Source organism: Candidatus Formimonas warabiya (genome assembly GCF_002777255.1).
GTDB classification, from domain to species: domain Bacteria; phylum Bacillota; class Dehalobacteriia; order Dehalobacteriales; family Dehalobacteriaceae; genus Formimonas; species Formimonas warabiya.
Map to the genome: position 1 here is coordinate 5,218,932 of NZ_CP017634.1, position 18,038 is coordinate 5,236,969.

Here is an 18,038-nt window from a genome sequence, read left to right on the forward strand (position 1 = left end):
GAAATGGATCTTCTCACTAAGGTTCTTCAAGATCATCAGGCAGTTATATTGGAAAAATGGTTTGATGCCCTTCTGGACGCTTATCCTGCTGAAGCAGCCAGGATTTTCAAGCACGTAAAGGATCCTTTCGCCAATCCCGTGGGGCATAGTATGGTTACCGGACTGGAAGCCATCCTGGACTGGCTGGTCCGGGGAAAAGAATCTTCAGAGGTGGCGGCATATTTGGATCAAATCGTCAGAATTCGCGCCGTCCAGGAGGGCCTTCCTTCTCAGGCCGTATCCTTTTTGATTTCTTTGAAGCATATTGTGGGAAATGTCTTGGAAAAGACGACCGCCCCCAGAGAAGAAAGGGAGACCGCCCGGCAGAACTGGGAAGGGCAGATTGACCGCCTGCTCCTGATGTCCATGGATATTTATGCCCAGTGCCGGGAGAAAATTTTTGAGCTGAAGGTAGATGAGGTTCATCGGCAGGTCTATGCTCTCCTCCGGCAGGAGAAGCAGGAAAGGGAGAAAAAAAGCTGTGAAGGGGTGCCAAAATGAGTTCACTGCCCAAATCGGATGCACTGGTAAGTAATCAATTTAAGATGCCCGCCACCAAATGGTATGAGACGCCGGTGGTATTCAGGAAAGGGACGTATTGCTACGGCTCCAAGCCGGATCCCCATCAAGCCTTGGGGCTGCCCAATCCGCGCAAATGGTCGCCGGAAGATGAAGACTGGAAACTGCCGGAAAATTGGAAAGAAATCATCCTGGAAGGGTTACGGGAAAGACTGGACCGGTTTCGTTCCCTGAAACTGTTTATGGATGTCTGTGTACGGTGCGGGGCCTGTGCCGATAAATGCCATTTTTTCATTGGCTCGGGAGATCCCAAGAATATGCCTTTTCTCCGGGCGGAACTGCTCAGGTCCGTGTACCGGAAGGAGTTTACCAAGGCGGGGAAATTACTGGGCACCTTTGCCGGGGCCCGGGAATTGACGGTGGATGTGATCAAGGAATGGTTTTATTACTTTTTCCAATGCACCGAATGCCGGCGGTGTTCCGTTTTCTGTCCCTTCGGCATTGACACGGCGGAAATCACCATCCTGGCCCGGGAATTACTGGGCTTGCTGGGCATTAATACGGACTGGATTATTTCTCCCGTGTCCAATTGTTACCGGGTGGGAAACCATGTGGGGGTTCAGCCCCACGCCTTTGTCGATACGGTCGACATGCTGTGCGATGATATCGAAGACATTACCGGAGTCAGGATTTCCCCTACCTTTAACCGGAAGGGTGCGGAGATTCTTTTTATCACACCCTCGGGGGACTTCTTTGCTGATCCCGGTATTTATACCTTTATGGGATATCTGATGCTCTTCCATGAAATCGGCCTGGATTACACCTTGAGCACCTATGCCTCGGAAGGGGGCAATTTCGGCCTTTTTGTCTCTCATGAAATGATGAAAAGGCTAAACGCCAAAATGTATGCCGAGGCCCGGCGCTTGGGGGTAAAATGGATTCTGGGCGGGGAATGCGGCCATATGTGGCGGGTGGTGAACCAGTATATGGACACCATGAACGGACCGGGGGATTTCTTAGAGGTCCCGGTTTCACCTATTACGGGGACAAGATTTGAAAATACCCTTTCCACCCGGATGGTGCACATTACGGAATTTACTGCCGACTTAATCAAGAACAACAAGCTGAACTTAAACCCCCGCCGCAATGATCATCATCATCTGACCTTCCATGATTCCTGCAACCCGTCCCGGGCCATGGGGCTATTTGAAGAACCCAGATATATCATCAAGAATGTGTGCCGCCATTTCCAGGAGATGCCGGAAAACACGATCCGGGAAAAAACCTATTGCTGCGGCAGCGGGTCCGGCCTGAACACCCAGGAATATATGGAAATGAGGATGCGGGGAGGATTTCCCCGGGCCAGTGCCGTGAAACATGTGAAGGAAAGGTACGGAGTCAATATGCTTTCCTGTATCTGCGCCTTAGACCGGGCGGTGCTGCCCCCCTTAATGGATTATTGGGTACCCGGGGTCAAGGTATGCGGGATTCATGAACTGGTGGGCAACGCTTTGATCATGAAGGGGGAAAAGGAAAGGGTCCAGGACCTGCGCGGTTCATCCCTTCAAATGACGGGTGGTGAGCAGGATGTATGATAAAAAACTGATCATTCCTTTGTTATTGGTTTTTGCCGCCCTGGTGACCTTTCCCGTGTGGAATATTTTTGGCAAAGAGGCGGCGGCCCCCCAACTGGATCTGAACACCCCGGCTATTCAAGCCCTGGACCAAAAGGTCTGTATAGAAGATGTGGCATACATGCGCACCAACCACATGAAATTATTGAATGAGTGGCGCACTAAGTCCGTCCGGGAAGGAACCAACGTCTATGTATCTTCCAGCGGGGCGGAGTATGAGATGAGCCTGGAAAACACCTGCTTCCAGTGCCATTCCAACAAAACAGAGTTTTGCGACAAGTGCCATACTTACGCCAATGTATCACCGGATTGCTGGCAATGTCATGTGGGAGGTGAGTAAAAATGGACATGGACCGGAGAAAATTTATTAAAGCGTGCGGCTTGGGTCTCCTGGGCTTCGGCATGGTCAAGGCAGAAAACGTTTTTGCCCAGGTAGCCAAAGGGCAGTACCGCAGTGACCTTTCCATGACGGGAAAAAGGTGGGCCATGGTGATTGACTCCCGCAAGTGCGCCGGCTGTAATGATTGCATCAATGCCTGTCATAAAACGCACAATGTGCCGGAGATCAAAAACCAGGAGGAAGAGGTGAAATGGATCTGGAAAGAAAAGTTTGAAAACGCCTTTCCTGATTTAAACCAGCGCTATCTCAGCGCCGACCTAGAAAAACGGCCTTTCCTCCTTTTATGCAACCATTGCGAAAACCCGGCCTGCGTCCGGGTATGCCCCACCAAAGCCACATTCAAAAGGGAAGACGGCATTGTGATGATGGACTATCATCGCTGCATCGGCTGCCGTTATTGTATGGCGGCCTGTCCTTATGGGGCGAGAAGCTTTAATTTTCAAGATCCCCGCCCCTTTATTCCGGAGATCAATGAAAAATATCCCACCCGGACCAAAGGGGTGGTGGAGAAATGCAATTTCTGTACGGAGCAGCTTTCCCAGGGATTGCTTCCCCTGTGCGCCCAGGCGTGCCAAAAGGGGGCCATTACCTGCGGGGATTTGAATGATCCTGATTCCAACGTGCGCAAGCTTCTGGACGCCCACATCACCATTCAGCGCAAACCGAATTTGGGAACCTTCCCCGGCATTTATTATATCGTTTAAGGAGGGCCGCTATGGTAGAGCGTATATTTCATGGAAGCCGAAGATATTGGCAGTGGCTGGCCTTTTTGCTGGTGATCATCGCCGCAGGCATGGCCGCCTACCTGTATCAGTTTCAAAAAGGATTAACCGTTACGGGGATGGGCAGGGACGTATCCTGGGGGCTTTATATCGGCCAGTTCACCTTTTTTGTCGGGGTTGCCGCCTCCGCAGTGATGGTAGTGCTTCCCTATTACCTGCACAATGTGAAAGAGTTCGGCCGCATCACCATTTTTGGAGAATTCCTCGCCATTGCCGCCGTGATCATGTGCATGCTCTTTATCGTCGTGGATTTGGGCAGACCGGACCGGTTATTGAATATGATTCTCATGGCCACACCCCATTCCATTATGTTTTGGGATATGGTGGTTTTGTTCGGCTATTTGCTTTTGAACCTGTTGATCGGGTGGAACATGCTGGAGGCGGAATATAATTCAGTCCAGCCTGCCCGCTGGGTGAAGAACCTGGTCTATGTTTCCATTCCCTGGGCCGTCAGTATCCATACCGTAACTGCTTTTTTAATCGCCGGATTGCCGGGACGCTCTTACTGGCTTACTTCCATCATGGCAGCCCGCTTTCTGGCCTCAGCTTTCGCCAGCGGTCCGGCGCTTCTCCTCCTCTTAATTATGGTGATGCAGCGTTTTACGGGTTTTAAGGTGGAGGAGGGAGCGATGCGCAAGTTGTCCGTCATTATTACCTATGCCATGACCATCAGCATGTTCTTTATCATTTTAGAATTTTTCACCCCTTTTTACAGCCAGGTGCCGGAACATATGCACAGCCTGCTCTATCTGTTTTTTGGCCTGGAGGGGTATCACAAAATGGTGCCGGTGATGGGTATTTTTGTGATTTTGGCTCTCCTGGCCCTGGTTTTGCTGCTCAATCCCAAGACCAGGAATGATCAGAGATTTCTGGCCCTGGCCTGTGGTGCGGTTTTTTGCGCCATGATGCTGGAGAAAGGATTGGGCTTAATCGTGGGCGGATTTATTCCCAATGCCTTCGAAAAGATTACGGAATATGGGCCCACCGGGCCGGAAATTCTCATTACCGCCGGGGTATGGGCCATTGGGGCCCTGGTTTTAACGCTGCTCTACAAGATGGCAGTTGCGGTGAAAGTAGAAAGCGGCAGCGACCATTGATGAAAAAAAACCAAAGAATAAGCGAGGGGATAGATATGGGCGTGGGCTTTTCACTCATGGCGATGATCATTTTAATCTTGATTCCCGTTCTAGGAGTTTACGCAGGAGGGGAATACATGCTGGGCGTTGTGCTGCCTTACGGGGCATTTGCCCTTTTTGTGCTGGGCGTCATCTACCGGATCGGGGTCTGGGCACGCTCGCCCGTTCCCTTCCGCATTCCTACTACCTGCGGTCAGCAAAAAACCCTGTCTTGGATCAGGCCCAATGGCATCGAGAATCCCACCTCTGCCCTGGGCGTCTGGCTGCGCATGGCAGGGGAGATTTTTCTGTTTCGCTCTCTGTTTCGCAATACCAAGCTAAAATTGACGGAAAAGAGAGCGATGGTGACGATTTGGGAAAAGTGGCTCTGGCTGGCGGCGATCATCTTTCACTGGTCCTTTTTGATCATTATCCTGCGTCATTTGCGCTTTGTCACCGGGGAAGTGCCGGTGCTGGTGCGCTTGTTGGACGGTCTGGACGGCTTTTTCAGCTTTGGCATGTTCAGCTTCTACCTGACGGATCTGTTGATTGTGGGGGCCCTGGGTTTTCTCCTCATCCGGAGACTGGTCATCCCCATGGTGCGCTATGTTTCTTTTGCCGCAGATTATTTTCCTCTCTTCCTGATTCTGGGCATTGGGTTAAGCGGGATTTTGATGAAATATTTTCTGCGCGCTGACGTCACGGCGGTGAAAGAACTGGCTTTGGGACTGGTGACCTTTCATCCCGCGATTCCCGGAGAAGTCGGCCTGATCTTCTATGTGCATTTGTTTTTGGTCTGCGTTTTGCTGGCTTATTTTCCCTTCAGTAAATTAATGCATGGACCAGGGCTATTGTTAACCCCGACGCGAAATATGGCCAATAACAACCGGATGGCAAGACATGTGAACCCCTGGAATTATCCGGTGCACGTGCACACCTATGAAGAATACGAAGACGAATTCCGGAAAATCATGCAGGGGGCGGGCCTGCCTTTGGAAAAAGAAGGATGAGGCTAGCCGATAAAATCGAGAAAGAGAAAAATAGTTAATTTCTGGATAAAGGAAAAATGTTGCCCAAGGTAGAATCATTAATTAAAAATAATCACCTTCACCCAAGATAGGTTCTTATTTGCCGGTCTGGAAAAAATCTTAAAAAAGATTAGGTGATAAGAGTGGAAAAATCGAAAAAGAAGGCCCCTGCGGCGGAGAAGGCTCCGGAAAGCCGGAACGAATGGGAATTAACTCAGTTTAGGAAAATATTAAACCATTCCTATGATGAGATTTTTGTCATCAACAACAAAGGGGAAGTTGTGTACGTCAATGAAGCCTGTGAGCGAAATTACGGGCTGAAACCGGAAGAAATTGTGGGGAAAACGGTTTACCAGCTGATCAACGAGGGATATTATTATCCCTTGATTGCTCCTCTGGTGTTGCAGGAGAAAAAAAGGGCCACCTTTGAACAGGAAACCATTGTGGGGAAAAAACTGGTGGTCACCGCTACCCCCATCCTCAACGACCGGGACGAAGTGGACCTGGTGGTGATGAACAGCCGGGATATCACGGAACTGGAAAACCTGAAATATAATTTGGAAGAAACCAAAAAACAAATGGAAGAATACAAAAAGGAAGTCGAAGAATTAAAAAAGAGAGAGAACCGCTTTGAAAATTTTATCGTGCGCAGCAAGGCCATGGGCGATTGTATGGAATTGGCCCAGCGGGTGGCCCTGGCGGATTCCACCATTATCATCCTGGGGGAAACCGGCACGGGGAAAAGCGTTTTAGCCAAATATATTCATGGCATGAGCCCCCGGAAACAGGGGCCTTTTCAGACGATTAATTGTGCCGCCATTCCGGAGCAGTTGCTGGAGTCGGAATTATTCGGTTACCAGTCCGGTGCTTTTACCGGGGCCAATAGCAAGGGAAAAGCGGGACTGTTGGAGCTTGCCAATGGAGGGACCCTTTTTTTGGATGAAATTGCGGAGATCCCCATTAAACTTCAGGCGAAGATTTTGCAGGTGATCCAGGAAAACAAATTTATTCCGGTAGGCGGGACTAAATACAAAACGGTCAATATCCGGATCATTGCGGCCACTAACCGGGATCTGGAACAAATGGTGAAAGAGGGAACCTTCCGGGAGGATCTTTATTACAGACTGAACGTGATTGAACTTCCTATTGCCCCGCTGCGGGAACGGACGGAAGATATTGTTCCCCTGGCCCAATTTTTTCTCAATAAGTATGATAAGCGTTATCATACCTCTCATTCCTTTTCTCAAGATACTCTGGACATTTTGATCTGCCATCCCTGGCTGGGAAATGTCCGGGAACTGGAGCATGTCATTGAGCGGTTGGTTTTAACCGTCCAGGAATCAAAAATTCTTCCCAAACACCTACCCAAGAAATTTCAACAAGTGGAAAAGATGACAGGACCTGTGTCCTTACAGAACATTGCCCCCCTTGACCTGATCGAGAAAGAACTGATTATCAAGGCTTATAAACAGCTGGGCAGTTCTTATAAAGTCGCCAAAGTATTAAATATCAGTCAAAGTAAAGCCAATAGAAAAATACGCCAATATTTATCCGGTTTAAACGCAGCCCCGAAATCATAAAGAGCCCATCATATTTTTATATAGGTTTTGTTACCGTGCCCTGAATATTAAGGGCATTATTTTTTATTGCTTTTATATTTAGAATAGTAAGTTTTGTGAGGAGAGTCATGAAATAGATTGAGTTACAATGACTCGATATGAGTCTAATAGATTTAAAATTTAGCCGGGTTAATCGCCTCTCCTAGTCCTAAAACAGTAAAATTATCAATAAAAACAGGCATTTTCACAATGATCCTAAAAGTGGTATGGAACTTGCTTAAAATAATGATAGGTTTTTCAATTCAATAAGTTCACTATTTTAGGAGGTAAAAACAAAATGTGCTGTAGCAATGATGTAAAAACCAAAAAAGTAATGATGGTCGGCCTTGATGGTGCCGATCCGATGCTGATTAAACGCTTTATTGATGAGGGAAAACTACCTAATTTCAAGAAAATGATTGAAATGGGCGTTGCTACTGAGGACCTGGGGATGCAGGGCGTGCTGCCGACGATTACCCCGCCCAACTGGGCATCACTGGCCACAGGCGCTTATCCTAATACGCACGGCATCACCTGCTTCTGGAATCATGAACTGGGCAAACCATTGGATGAACTGGAATACGGATGGGATTCCAATCTTTGTAAAGCTGAGTATATTTGGGACGCTTTTGAACGGGCCGGCAAAAAAAGTATTCTTATGAATTATCCCACTTCCTGGCCGCCCACAACCAAGAATTCCATTGTAATAGACGGAACCAGCATTTTTACCAATCTTCGCGGCTATACGGATTATGAAAAATACTTCACCTGTGCAGAAGGTGATTTTGCAATTGAAGAGGTGCCCCATGTGGTGGACAATAGCGGTACGGACTGCCGGGTGGAAACCGAAGTTACCACTCAGCAGGCAAAGATCAAACCATTGGATGGTTTTGGATATTCTCAACCGGGCTTGGTCACTGAGGAAGGCGGCAGTGAAGAAGAAGCTGATGCGGCTAAATGTGATAAAGTAAGAACTCCGATTAAGGCGGCCACAGGCTGGGAAAATGCTCCGGAAGGCGCCAAAGAAGTTGTACTTCCTGTAAACAGCGGCAACACCAGGCGCTTTGGTCTGCTTATTGCTTCTGACGGCAAGACCTATGATACTTTCCGGATCTATGTCAGCAAAAATGACGAGCAGCCTATTGGCGAGGCCAAGGTTGGATGCTGGAGCGAATTTATTTATGATACCTACAATATGAACGGGGAAAACCGGCCGGTTGCTTATAAAATCAAAGTGACCAAGATGCAGGCCGATGGCAGCTATATGGAATTCTATTACTCCTTCGTCCAGGATATCAAGAATGACAAATATTTTTATCCTAAAGAAGTCTGCAGTGATCTCTTTGAAAATGTGGGGCCGATGCTTCAGCCATCTAATTACGACCGGCATAATGTCACCGCTGATACCATCGTTATTGAGTCCATGGCTGATTACTACAGCTGGCACGAAAAAGCAATTTCTTATTTGCTGGACAACAAGGAATGGGATCTGTTTTACAGCCACATCCATGGTATTGATATGTTAGCCCATTATTACCTGGATTACAACCTGGAGCAGGTGACTCCGGATTATAAGCGCTATCGAGCATTAACATCTAAAATCTACCAGATTACCGATCATTATATTGGAGAACTTCTCAAACGGGTGGGCGATGATGTGGCCATGATTGTAGTTTCCGACCATGCGGCCATTACCCCCGGTATGAAAGTATCGGAATGTCCCTTGATCGGCGACATGTGGGGAATGAATGTGGGCGTGATGTCTGAACTGGGTTATACCAAACTGAAAGAAGTTGATGGCAATCTGGAAATCGACTGGGCCAACACCAAAGCCGTTGCCCAACGGGCGATGTATATTTACATCAATCTCAAAGGCCGTGATCCTCAGGGAATCGTTGATCCCGAGGATTATGACGAACTTGTCAAACAAATCATTTCCGACCTTTACACCTACCGGGATCCGAAAACCGGCCGCCGGGTGATCTCTTTTGCCTTGAACCGCCATGACATGGAAGATATCGGTTTGGGCGGACCGCACTGCGGGGATATCGTTTACTTCATGGAAAATGAATTCTGCCGTACTCATGGCAATGGCCTGAGCAATCAGACCTTCTACGGCTTCTCCACCCGATGCCTGCTTTTGATGGCCGGAGATGGCTTCAAAAAGGGCGAAGTGCTCAGACGCCGCTGCAAAGTGGTTGACGTGGTACCGACGATCTGCCATATTGCCGGCGCACCAATGCCCAGGGATATTGAAGGAAGTGTGATTTACCAGGCTTTAGAAAGCTTTGAAGATTAATAGGAGAAGGGAAGATAGCAATTGGCCGTATACGATCTGATGATCATCGGGGCCGGCCCGGCCGGACTGGCTGCCGGCATTTACGGAGCCCGGGCTAAATTGCACACACTGATTATTGAAAAAGGGGCAGTGGGCGGCCAGGCTTTTACCACCAGGGAACTGGTCAATTACCCGGGATTTCCCGATGCTACCGGTCCCCAACTGATGAAAGCAATGGCCGATCATGCAGCCGGTTTTGGCGCGGAAATCATCCGGGATGAAGTAGTGGACGTGAATTTTGCCCGTGAAATAAAAGAAATCAGTACCAGAAAAGGCGGCTCGTATCAGGCCAGGGCGGTGATACTGGCAGCGGGGGCCCAGCCCCGGCTGCTCAATATCCCGGGGGAAAAAGAGTTCCGGGGGTTGGGTGTATCCTATTGTGCCACCTGTGACGCCGAATTCTATGAAGGGCTGGATGTGGTGGTGGTAGGAAACGGTGACGCGGCCATCGAGGAGGCCCTCTATATCACCAGGTTTGCCCGTAAAGTAACGATGCTTGTGATCCATGACCCGGGGGTGGTGGACTGCAACCGGACCAGTGCGGAAAAAGCATTTCAGAACGAAAAAATGGCCTTTATCTGGAATTCCGTGCTGGCAGAAATCAAAGGGGATCAAGAAGTAGAAGCCGTAGTGATAAAAAATATCAAAACCGGGGAACTTAGTCAATTTCCCGTCAACGGAGTTTTTATTTATGTGGGGACGGTGCCGGGGACCGGGTTCTTGCAGGGCAAGGTGGAACTGGATGATAAAGGCTATATTATCACCAATGAAAGAATGGAAACGGCTGTAGACGGTGTTTTTGCCGCCGGGGATGCCCGGGTCAAATACCTGCGCCAAGTGATCACGGCGGCCAACGATGGTGCGGTAGCCGCTATCGCCGCAGAAAATTATCTGAGGGAGGAAGAAGAGTTCAGAGGGCAGGTGGAGGATGCAGGAAAACCTGTCCTGCTGGCCTTTTGGAGCCCGGCTCATGAAGAGAGTATTGCTCTGCTCAGTACCCTGGAAAGTGTGGTCGGCCAATGCAACGGTCAGGTAAAACTTGTCAAGGTCGATATCTCCCGCAGAAAGAGGATGGCATCTAAATACCATGTCCTACAGGCGCCGGCGATCCTTTTGCTCAAAAAGGGCGGGGAAAAACGGGACCTGCCGCCAAATTTGACCGCGCGGAGCCTGGAGGCAGCCCTAAGGGAGAAAAACTGACCATAAAGGAGGAATCAAAATGACTCAAGGATCTTTAAACCCTATTTCCCCCGGGGATTTTGATCAGTTAACCTTTGACAGCCCTGTTCCCGTGACGGTTTTCTTCGGTGCGGAACGGTGTCAGGTCTGTAAAGAGCTGTTGCCTACAGTAGAAGAAATTGCCCGTGATTATGCCGGAAAAATGAATTTTTATTGGGTGGATGTGGATGAATACAAGACATTGGCCACCCGGTTCAGGTTAAGGGGAATTCCTCAGATCCTGATCTTTCACCAAGGAGAGATCAAAGAACGCATCGGCGGGCTGGCGGAAAAAGAAGCCATTCAGGAAAAGATCGACAGTGTGTTGGGCGTATAACCCTAAGTTATTATGGGTTTTAACAAGTTAATGTGACTTAAAAATAGCCTGATCCGTCTGTCCCGCACGGGAAGAATACGCCGAAAATCCTTTTGCCTATGGGAAAAACAGCAGCTCTTCATTTTAGGCATCGTTTTTGCTACAAGAGTTAGAGAAGAGGCGAAATGGGGTATTTCGGGAAAAAAGGGGGGAGAAAAAAACTGATTCATGTTTAGCAGGGAAAAAGAAGTAAAGGTTATACACGGGTATGCTCAACGCAGAAAGAAGTTGGAATACAGGAATTATCAACTTAATATGTAGGAGGGGTACAAATGGATAATGGAAAGCCACAACCTAAATACGCGAAAATTAATCCAATGGTATTTTGGGTATCCATCGGGGTATGTCTGCTGTTTTACGGACCCATGGTGATTTACCAGGAAGGCGCGCAGAATATTATCAATAAAACCTTTGCCTTTGTGACCCGTGTCACGGACTGGACCTGGGAGGTTGTTGTTCTGGGCTGTCTGGTTTTCTTAGCCTGGCTGGCCTTTAGCCGGTACGGCAATGTAAAATTGGGCGGACCCGACGACAAACCGGAATTCTCTACTTTTACCTGGATTGCCATGATGTTTTGTGGCGGTTCCGGGGCGGGACTTGTTTACTGGGCATTGGTGGAACCGATTTGGTATCTGGCCGGGCCGCCCTTTGGCGTGGAGCCTTTTTCTGCCGCATCTGCCCAATGGGCGCTGTCTTACGGGGTCTTCCACTGGGGCTTTAGTGCATGGGCTACCTTTGCGGTTCCTGCCCTGGCTTTCGGATATATGTATTATGTGCGCAAAAAGCCTTTTCTTTATCCCAGTTATGCCTGCCGCGGCGTCTTAGGAAAATGGGTGGACGGTTGGGTAGGAAAATTGATTGATGCTATCGTCATTATTGGTATGGTGGGTGGGATGGCCACCTCCCTGGGATTTGTGATTCCCATGATCTCGAAGATCGCGGCGGACTATTTCGGTATTGCTGATGGCATAGGCTTTAAAATGGTTGTTTCTATCATCTTTTTATGTATTTACGGGTGGAGCTGCTATCAGGGATTAAAGGGCGGGATTGCCAAACTGGCCGATGCCAATATGTATTTATCCTTTCTGATCCTGGCCTTTGTCCTGGTTGTCGGTCCTACTGCTTTCCTGTTTTCTCTCTTTGCGGACAACATGGGCGTATTGCTGAATAACTTTTTCCGCATGAGCCTATATACCGACCCCATCGCCAAATCCGGCTTCCCCCAAGACTGGACCACCTTCTACTGGGCCTGGTGGCTGGCTTGGGCTATGTATGTAGGGCTTTTTGTCGCCCGTATTTCCAAGGGCCGCACCATCAAATCCGTGATTGCCAACTGCGTTTTTTCGGCTACCGGCGGGTGCGCTCTCTTCTTCCTGATTTTCGGCGGTTATCAAGTGGATATGATTATGAATCAAGGGGTAGACCTGTTTGCCATTTTGCGAGACCAGGGCGGACCGGCAGTAACCTCCGCATTTTTGCAGTCACTGCCCCTTAACGCCATCGTCATCCCTTTCTTTATCTTTGTTATGTTCATATCTCAGGCCACCGGTGTGGATGCCGCTTCTTTTACCATGGCAAACATGGCTTGTTATGAAGTGCAGGATGGGGTAGAACCTCCTAAATGGTCCCGTGTTGTTTGGGCATTGGTACTTTTCTTTGCTACCACGGGTCTGCTGCTGGTGGGCGGTATGGATGCGGTCAAACTATCCTCCGTATTAACGGCGGTACCGGTGTTGTTCCTGCTGATCATATTGGCTATTTCTTTGGTCAAGTGGCTGCGGGAAGACTTTGGTCATGATGAACCGCTTACTACAAACAAGTATGACGCGGTGATCAATGAACAGGGAAAAGCTGCTTATGCGGAAGGAGTTGCCCAGTCCAAAAGCGTGTAAGCCTAAGAAGTGATCCATAGGGATCCGGCTTGCCAAACCGGTAACTGATGATGAGAAACGGGTGATGAATTTCTTTCATCACCTGTTTTCTCTAATTATTAAAAGTTGGTATGATAATTGCTTATATGATAGCAGATAGCTGGTATCAGCCCGAATTTGTCGATGCAAAATATGAAATAAAGGAGGATAAACGATGCGGACTAATTCTGAGGCAGCTGTGAATTTGACAAGAGGATTCGGATTAAAAATGTTTTCCGAAGATGAACTCTATGCCATCCATTTAGCAACACTGCAGGTATTGGAAAGAACAGGCATTAAGGTAGAGAGCGAAGAAGCATTGGAAATTTTTGACGCCGGCGGTGCGAAGGTAAATAAACAAACTCATCTGGTGAAATTCCCGGCTTATATTGTGGAGGACGCTATTCGTTCCGCCCCCAGCAAGGTGGTGTTGAATGCCAGGAATCCGGTGCATAATGTGATCCTGGAAGGAAAGAGGGTTCATTTTACCAATTTCGGGGAAGGGATTATGGTGATTGATCCTTTTACCGGTGCATACAGAAAGTCCACCAAGCAGGATTGCGCCAACGCGGCATTGATCTGTGACGCCCTGGACGAGGTGGATGTCATTTTAAGAGCGGTAGCGGCCCATGATGTGTTTGTTCCCACCCATGCTCTCCATGAAATGGAAGTGTGCTTTCATAATACGTCCAAACCGGTTTTCAATGGAGGAGTGAACGCCAGGCTTGCCGAATACTTGTTCCAAATGGGGGCGGCCGTGTGCGGGGGCATGGATAAATTTAAAGAACGTCCCATTCTCTCCCTTAATGTGTGTCCGACCAGCCCCTTGCAGCTGACCAGTCATTGCACCGACGCCATTATTAAATGTGCGGAATACGGGGTACCGGTGAATATTCTTTCCATGGCCATGGCCGGAGGCTCTTCGCCCGTTACCTTGGGGGGAACCCTGGTTACCCATAATGCGGAAGTCTTGTCCGGCGTCATTCTGAATCAGTTAACCCGGAAAGGAGCCCCGGTCATTTACGGCAGTTCCACCACCATGATGGATCTTAAAACCACCACCGCTCCGGTAGGTGCTCCGGAATTGGGCATGATCAATGCCGCCGTGGCTGCTCTGGCCCAATACTATTTGCTGCCCAGCTGGGTAGCGGGCGGGTAGGTAGACAGCAAGATTGCCGATGCCCAGGCTGCGCACGAAACAACCATGTCTACTCTTTTAACCGGATTGGCAGGGGCCAACCTGATTTACGGAGTGGGCATGCTGGAATTAGGAATTACCTTTAGCTTTGAGCAGATGGTGATGGATAACGATATTATTAAGATGGTGCGCAAGGTACTGAAAGGGATTGAAATCAGCGATGAAACCCTTGCTGTGGATGTGATCGACCAGGTAGGAGCCGGCGGCGACTTCCTCAGCCAGGAACACACTATTAAATATATGCGCACGGAACAATCCCGCCCCAAGATTCTGGACCGGCAAATGCGCTATGCCTGGAAAGATAAGGGAAGCAAGGACCTTACCGCCGTGGCTCATGAAGAAGCGGTTTCCCTGCTGCAGAATCATAAACCGGAGCCGTTGACGGAGAGTGTCCAGGCAGAACTGCAGTCTATTATTGCCGAGGCGGAAGCAGAGTTTGCGGCGCAGATGAAAAAAAAGTAGTGGTTTAGCACCATACCCGGAAGATAAAAGAGATTTCACCTCTCTTTTATCTGAGGGGATGAGTCTTAATGACTTAACAAAGAGAACCTGATCTCAGGAGCAAGGGAGGCTTTTTCATTGTCTTTTAACCCGTTTAAACTAATTACCCAAGAAGACTATCAAAGAATTCATGATGCTTCACTGCAGATCTTAAGAGAAACCGGTGTGGTTTTCCACTCTCAGGAGGCCCTAGAGATATTCAAGAAACATGGGGCCCGGGTGAACGGGGAAATTGTCTATCTGGATGCCCCGATGATAGAACATGCCCTGGAGAGCTGTCCCGAGAAGTTTGTGTGGCAGGCGAGAAATCCTGATCATTCCGTAACCGTGGGGGAAGGGATTTTGATTCAACCCAATGTGGGGCCGGTGTATATTGAGGACCTGGACCGGGGCCGCCGGCTGGCCACCTTGAAGGACTATGCCAATATTATGAAACTGTGCCAGGCCAGCGACGTGATTGACCTGAACGGCAGCATCCCGGTGGATCCCAGCGATGTGGAAGCGGATAAGAAATATTTTTATATCATGTATGAAATGTTAAAAAATACGGATAAACCCATTATCGGCGCCTGCGTTTCCCGCCCTGAGGCGAAAAAAATGCTGGAGATGGCGGAACTCGCCCTGGGTCAGGAAGGTTTTCTGGAGCAAAATCCCTGCGTAGGGGTTCTGGTCAATTCCCTCAGTCCTTTGGCATATGCTCCGGAAACCCTGGAAACAATAATAGAGTATTCCAGAAAAAAACAGATCATTCTTTTGGCCCCCTGCATTATGGCAGGAGTGTCCGGACCCATTAGCCTTCTGGGCACCGCGGTGCTGCAGAATGTAGAGCTTTTAGCGGGAATTACCTTGACCCAGCTGGTCAATCCCGGTACGCCGGTTGTTTATGCCACGGCTTCTACGGTGGGCTATATGAAGACGGCCAGTTACGCCGCCGGTTCACCCGAGGCCATGTTAATCAACACGCCCAACATTCAGATGGGTTTGGATTTTTACCACCTGCCCACCCGGACCATGTGCGGGATCAACCATGCCAAGGTCTTGGACTGCCAGGCAGGATATGAAACCATGATGAGTTTAATGATGGGATTGATGAGCGGCGCCCATATTTTTGTACAGTGCTTAGGGGTATTGGATGCCATTATGACCACCTCTTATGAGAAAATCATCATTGATGAGGAATTGATCCGGCGCGTGAAGCGGATCCGGCAAGGGGTGGATACCTCAGACAAGGCATTGGCGGTTGATGTGATCCAGGAAGTAGGCTATAATGGTACATATCTCACCCATGAAAGTACCTTTGAATCCTTCCGCAACATCTGGCTGCCTACGGTATCCAACTGGGAATCTTACCAGGACTGGCGGGCGGAAGGAGGGGAAGATGTCACCGTAAGGGCCCATAGAAGATATAAAGAAATCTTAGCAAAGGCCCCGGAATCTCTTTTGGATCCTGAAGTGGAAAAGGCTTTACGCCGTTACCTGGTGTAAGGGACCGGTTGATTAATTTGTGGAGTGGTTCATTTGGCAGAAAGCATCCATCATGACCCGAAGAAAAAAGGCATCGTGCCATATTTGGCTTCTATGAAATTGGGGCTGTGCCTCATCTTTATCCAAGGGGGATTGATCTCCCTGGGTACCGTGATTCCCCAAGACGCTCCGGCACAGCTTTACCTGATGAATTACGGAGACAGGCTGGGAAAGCTGATTGTACTTACAGGCTTAGACCATCTGTACCGGTCCTGGTGGTATATTTTCTTTTCCGTATTACTCCTGTTAAACCTGGTGTTTTGTTTGATGCTCCGCGTGAAAAGGCTGAAAAACCTGCGCGCCTGGGGTTCCTTTTTGATCCATGGCAGCCTTTTGGTCCTTTTCATCGGCTGCCTGATCTCAGGAGCCTGGGGTCACCGGGAGTACGTAGAACTGGCCGAGGGAGATACCGTCAATCTGGCCACGAAAGGCTTTTCTCCCCATGTGCTTACTTTAAAAGAGTTTAGAATCTCCTATTATGAGAATTATGATCCCCAGCAGTATTATTCGGATTTGACTCTTCAGTTGGAAAACCGGCAGGCGATCCAGGGACAGACCAGTGTCAATCACCCCTTTCAGGCGGGCGGATTAAAAATTTACCAAACCAGCTACGGATGGGTGCTTCAGGGCACTGTCAAGACCGGCCAAAGCAGTACCCCTTTTACCGTACGGGATGGGGACTTTGTGAATCTGAACGACCGGCAGGATTTAAACATCAGAACCTTTTTTATCCCCGATTATGATGCCCAAACCGGAACCATGTCCTCCAAAACGCCCCTTCCTCAGAATCCCAGGATGGTATGCGCCATGATTCAGGGAGGGGAAATGACGGACTTTCTGTTGCTCGCCCCCGGTGAAAGCAAGGAGATGGCCGGATGCACCGTGACCTTTACTTCCTTTCGCCGTTATTCAGGCTTAGAGATTAAGCAGGATCCAGGGATACCCTATATTTTTGCCGGGTTCGTTTTGGTCGTATTGGGTCTTGTTTTGTACTGGTGTGTACCCCATGCCAAGATCAAAAAGGAAGGGAGGGAGCCTGGTGGAGAGCATCTTCAATAGCGTGGCTTATCTGTTTTTAATCCTGGCCACATTCTTCAGCTTATTGTCTCTTTGGAAACCCAATCGGTTTTTGGAAAAGGCGTCTTTTGGCGGTGTGCTCACGGCGTTTATTTTCCTCACCCTATTTCTGGGCTGGCGCAGCTGGACTTTAGACCGCCTGCCTGTAACCTCCCTTTACGAATTTGTTTTCCTTTTTTCCTGGGGCATTCTGGTACTTTATCTTTTTACCTGGCGAAAATTAAAATTGAATTTATACACCTTTCTGACCGCTTTTTTTAATGTGCTCATCTTCTCCGTAGGAAATACTTTTTCTGCAGAGGCCAGACCCTTAGTTCCGGCCCTGCAAAGCGTGTGGCTGCAATTTCATGTGCTGACAGCCATCTTGGCCTATGGAGGGTTCGGTATTGCCTGTTTTTTAGGGATCATTTACTTAATCAAAGGCTCCAAGGGGGGCACTGAAGCCGCCGTCAGCCTGGGCAAACGGATCGATCATCTCATCTACTGGTCTGTTGCGGTGGGTTTTTCTTTTTTAACTTTAGTGATTATTACCGGAGCGGTTTGGGCGGAACAGGTCTGGGGCAGTTGGTGGAACTGGGATCCCAAAGAAACCTGGGCCTTAATTACCTGGCTGATTTATGCCGGATACCTGCACGTACGAAAAACCTATGGCTGGCAGGGGAAAAAAGGGGCCATCCTGGTCATCGTCGGCTTTGTGGCGGTCCTGTTCACCCTGTTTGGGGTAACCCTCTTGCTCCATGGGGTACACAGCTATGGTTAAATTACTGGAAAAAAAGTTTTT

14 protein-coding genes and 1 pseudogene are annotated in these 18,038 nt (G+C 48.9%); all 15 read left to right on the forward strand.

All coding sequences use genetic code 11. The features are described from left to right. Positions 1-3: 3 nt before the first annotated feature. A complete protein-coding gene (locus DCMF_RS23760; RefSeq protein ID WP_148136723.1) occupies positions 4-540 on the forward strand; it encodes an RsbRD N-terminal domain-containing protein in 537 nt (178 codons plus the stop codon). After that, a complete protein-coding gene (gene dsrK, locus DCMF_RS23765; RefSeq protein WP_148136724.1) occupies positions 537-2,153 on the forward strand; it encodes a sulfate reduction electron transfer complex DsrMKJOP subunit DsrK in 1,617 nt (538 codons plus the stop codon). Before DCMF_RS23760 ends, dsrK begins: the two co-directional genes overlap by 4 nt. Further along, on the forward strand, positions 2,146-2,532 hold the full coding sequence (gene dsrJ, locus DCMF_RS23770; RefSeq protein WP_148136725.1) for a sulfate reduction electron transfer complex DsrMKJOP subunit DsrJ: 387 nt from the start codon (positions 2,146-2,148) through the stop codon (positions 2,530-2,532). Before dsrK ends, dsrJ begins: the two co-directional genes overlap by 8 nt. Before the next feature lie 2 nt (positions 2,533-2,534). Then, positions 2,535-3,296, forward strand: a complete 762-nt coding sequence (gene dsrO, locus DCMF_RS30275; protein WP_148136726.1) for a sulfate reduction electron transfer complex DsrMKJOP subunit DsrO — start codon at positions 2,535-2,537, stop codon at positions 3,294-3,296. 11 nt (positions 3,297-3,307) lie between these two features. Then, entirely contained in the window at positions 3,308-4,471 is a 1,164-nt protein-coding gene (gene dsrP, locus DCMF_RS23780) for a sulfate reduction electron transfer complex DsrMKJOP subunit DsrP (RefSeq protein WP_148136727.1), read from the forward strand. After that, positions 4,471-5,499: a sulfate reduction electron transfer complex DsrMKJOP subunit DsrM gene (dsrM, locus tag DCMF_RS23785; RefSeq protein WP_335582364.1), complete on the forward strand. Its 1,029-nt coding sequence runs from the start codon at positions 4,471-4,473 to the stop codon at positions 5,497-5,499. The genes dsrP and dsrM overlap by 1 nt, the downstream gene beginning before the upstream one ends. Before the next feature lie 161 nt (positions 5,500-5,660). Next, complete coding sequence (locus DCMF_RS23790; RefSeq protein WP_148136728.1) at positions 5,661-7,097, forward strand: sigma-54 interaction domain-containing protein; 1,437 nt, start codon at positions 5,661-5,663, stop codon at positions 7,095-7,097. A gap of 316 nt (positions 7,098-7,413) precedes the next feature. Further along, positions 7,414-9,414, forward strand: coding sequence for an alkaline phosphatase family protein (locus tag DCMF_RS23795; protein WP_148136729.1), 2,001 nt, complete (start codon positions 7,414-7,416; stop codon positions 9,412-9,414). A gap of 39 nt (positions 9,415-9,453) precedes the next feature. Continuing rightward, positions 9,454-10,653: a thioredoxin-disulfide reductase gene (trxB, locus tag DCMF_RS23800; RefSeq protein ID WP_148138055.1), complete on the forward strand. Its 1,200-nt coding sequence runs from the start codon at positions 9,454-9,456 to the stop codon at positions 10,651-10,653. 19 nt (positions 10,654-10,672) lie between these two features. Continuing rightward, a complete protein-coding gene (locus DCMF_RS23805; protein ID WP_148136730.1) occupies positions 10,673-11,008 on the forward strand; it encodes a thioredoxin family protein in 336 nt (111 codons plus the stop codon). Positions 11,009-11,319: 311 nt separating this feature from the next. Next, on the forward strand, positions 11,320-12,939 hold the full coding sequence (locus tag DCMF_RS23810) for a BCCT family transporter (protein ID WP_148136731.1): 1,620 nt from the start codon (positions 11,320-11,322) through the stop codon (positions 12,937-12,939). Positions 12,940-13,186: 247 nt separating this feature from the next. Beyond that, positions 13,187-14,617 (forward strand): annotated as a pseudogene (mttB, locus tag DCMF_RS29860) ([trimethylamine--corrinoid protein] Co-methyltransferase). A 117-nt stretch (positions 14,618-14,734) separates the two neighbouring features. Next, a complete protein-coding gene (locus DCMF_RS23825; RefSeq protein ID WP_148136734.1) occupies positions 14,735-16,141 on the forward strand; it encodes a trimethylamine methyltransferase family protein in 1,407 nt (468 codons plus the stop codon). 33 nt (positions 16,142-16,174) lie between these two features. After that, a complete protein-coding gene (locus DCMF_RS23830) occupies positions 16,175-17,239 on the forward strand; it encodes a cytochrome c biogenesis ResB family protein (protein WP_148136735.1) in 1,065 nt (354 codons plus the stop codon). Beyond that, positions 17,220-18,017 (forward strand): c-type cytochrome biogenesis protein CcsB, encoded by a 798-nt coding sequence (ccsB, locus tag DCMF_RS23835; protein ID WP_236860111.1) that lies wholly within the window; start codon positions 17,220-17,222, stop codon positions 18,015-18,017. The genes DCMF_RS23830 and ccsB overlap by 20 nt, the downstream gene beginning before the upstream one ends. Positions 18,018-18,038: the final 21 nt, after the last annotated feature.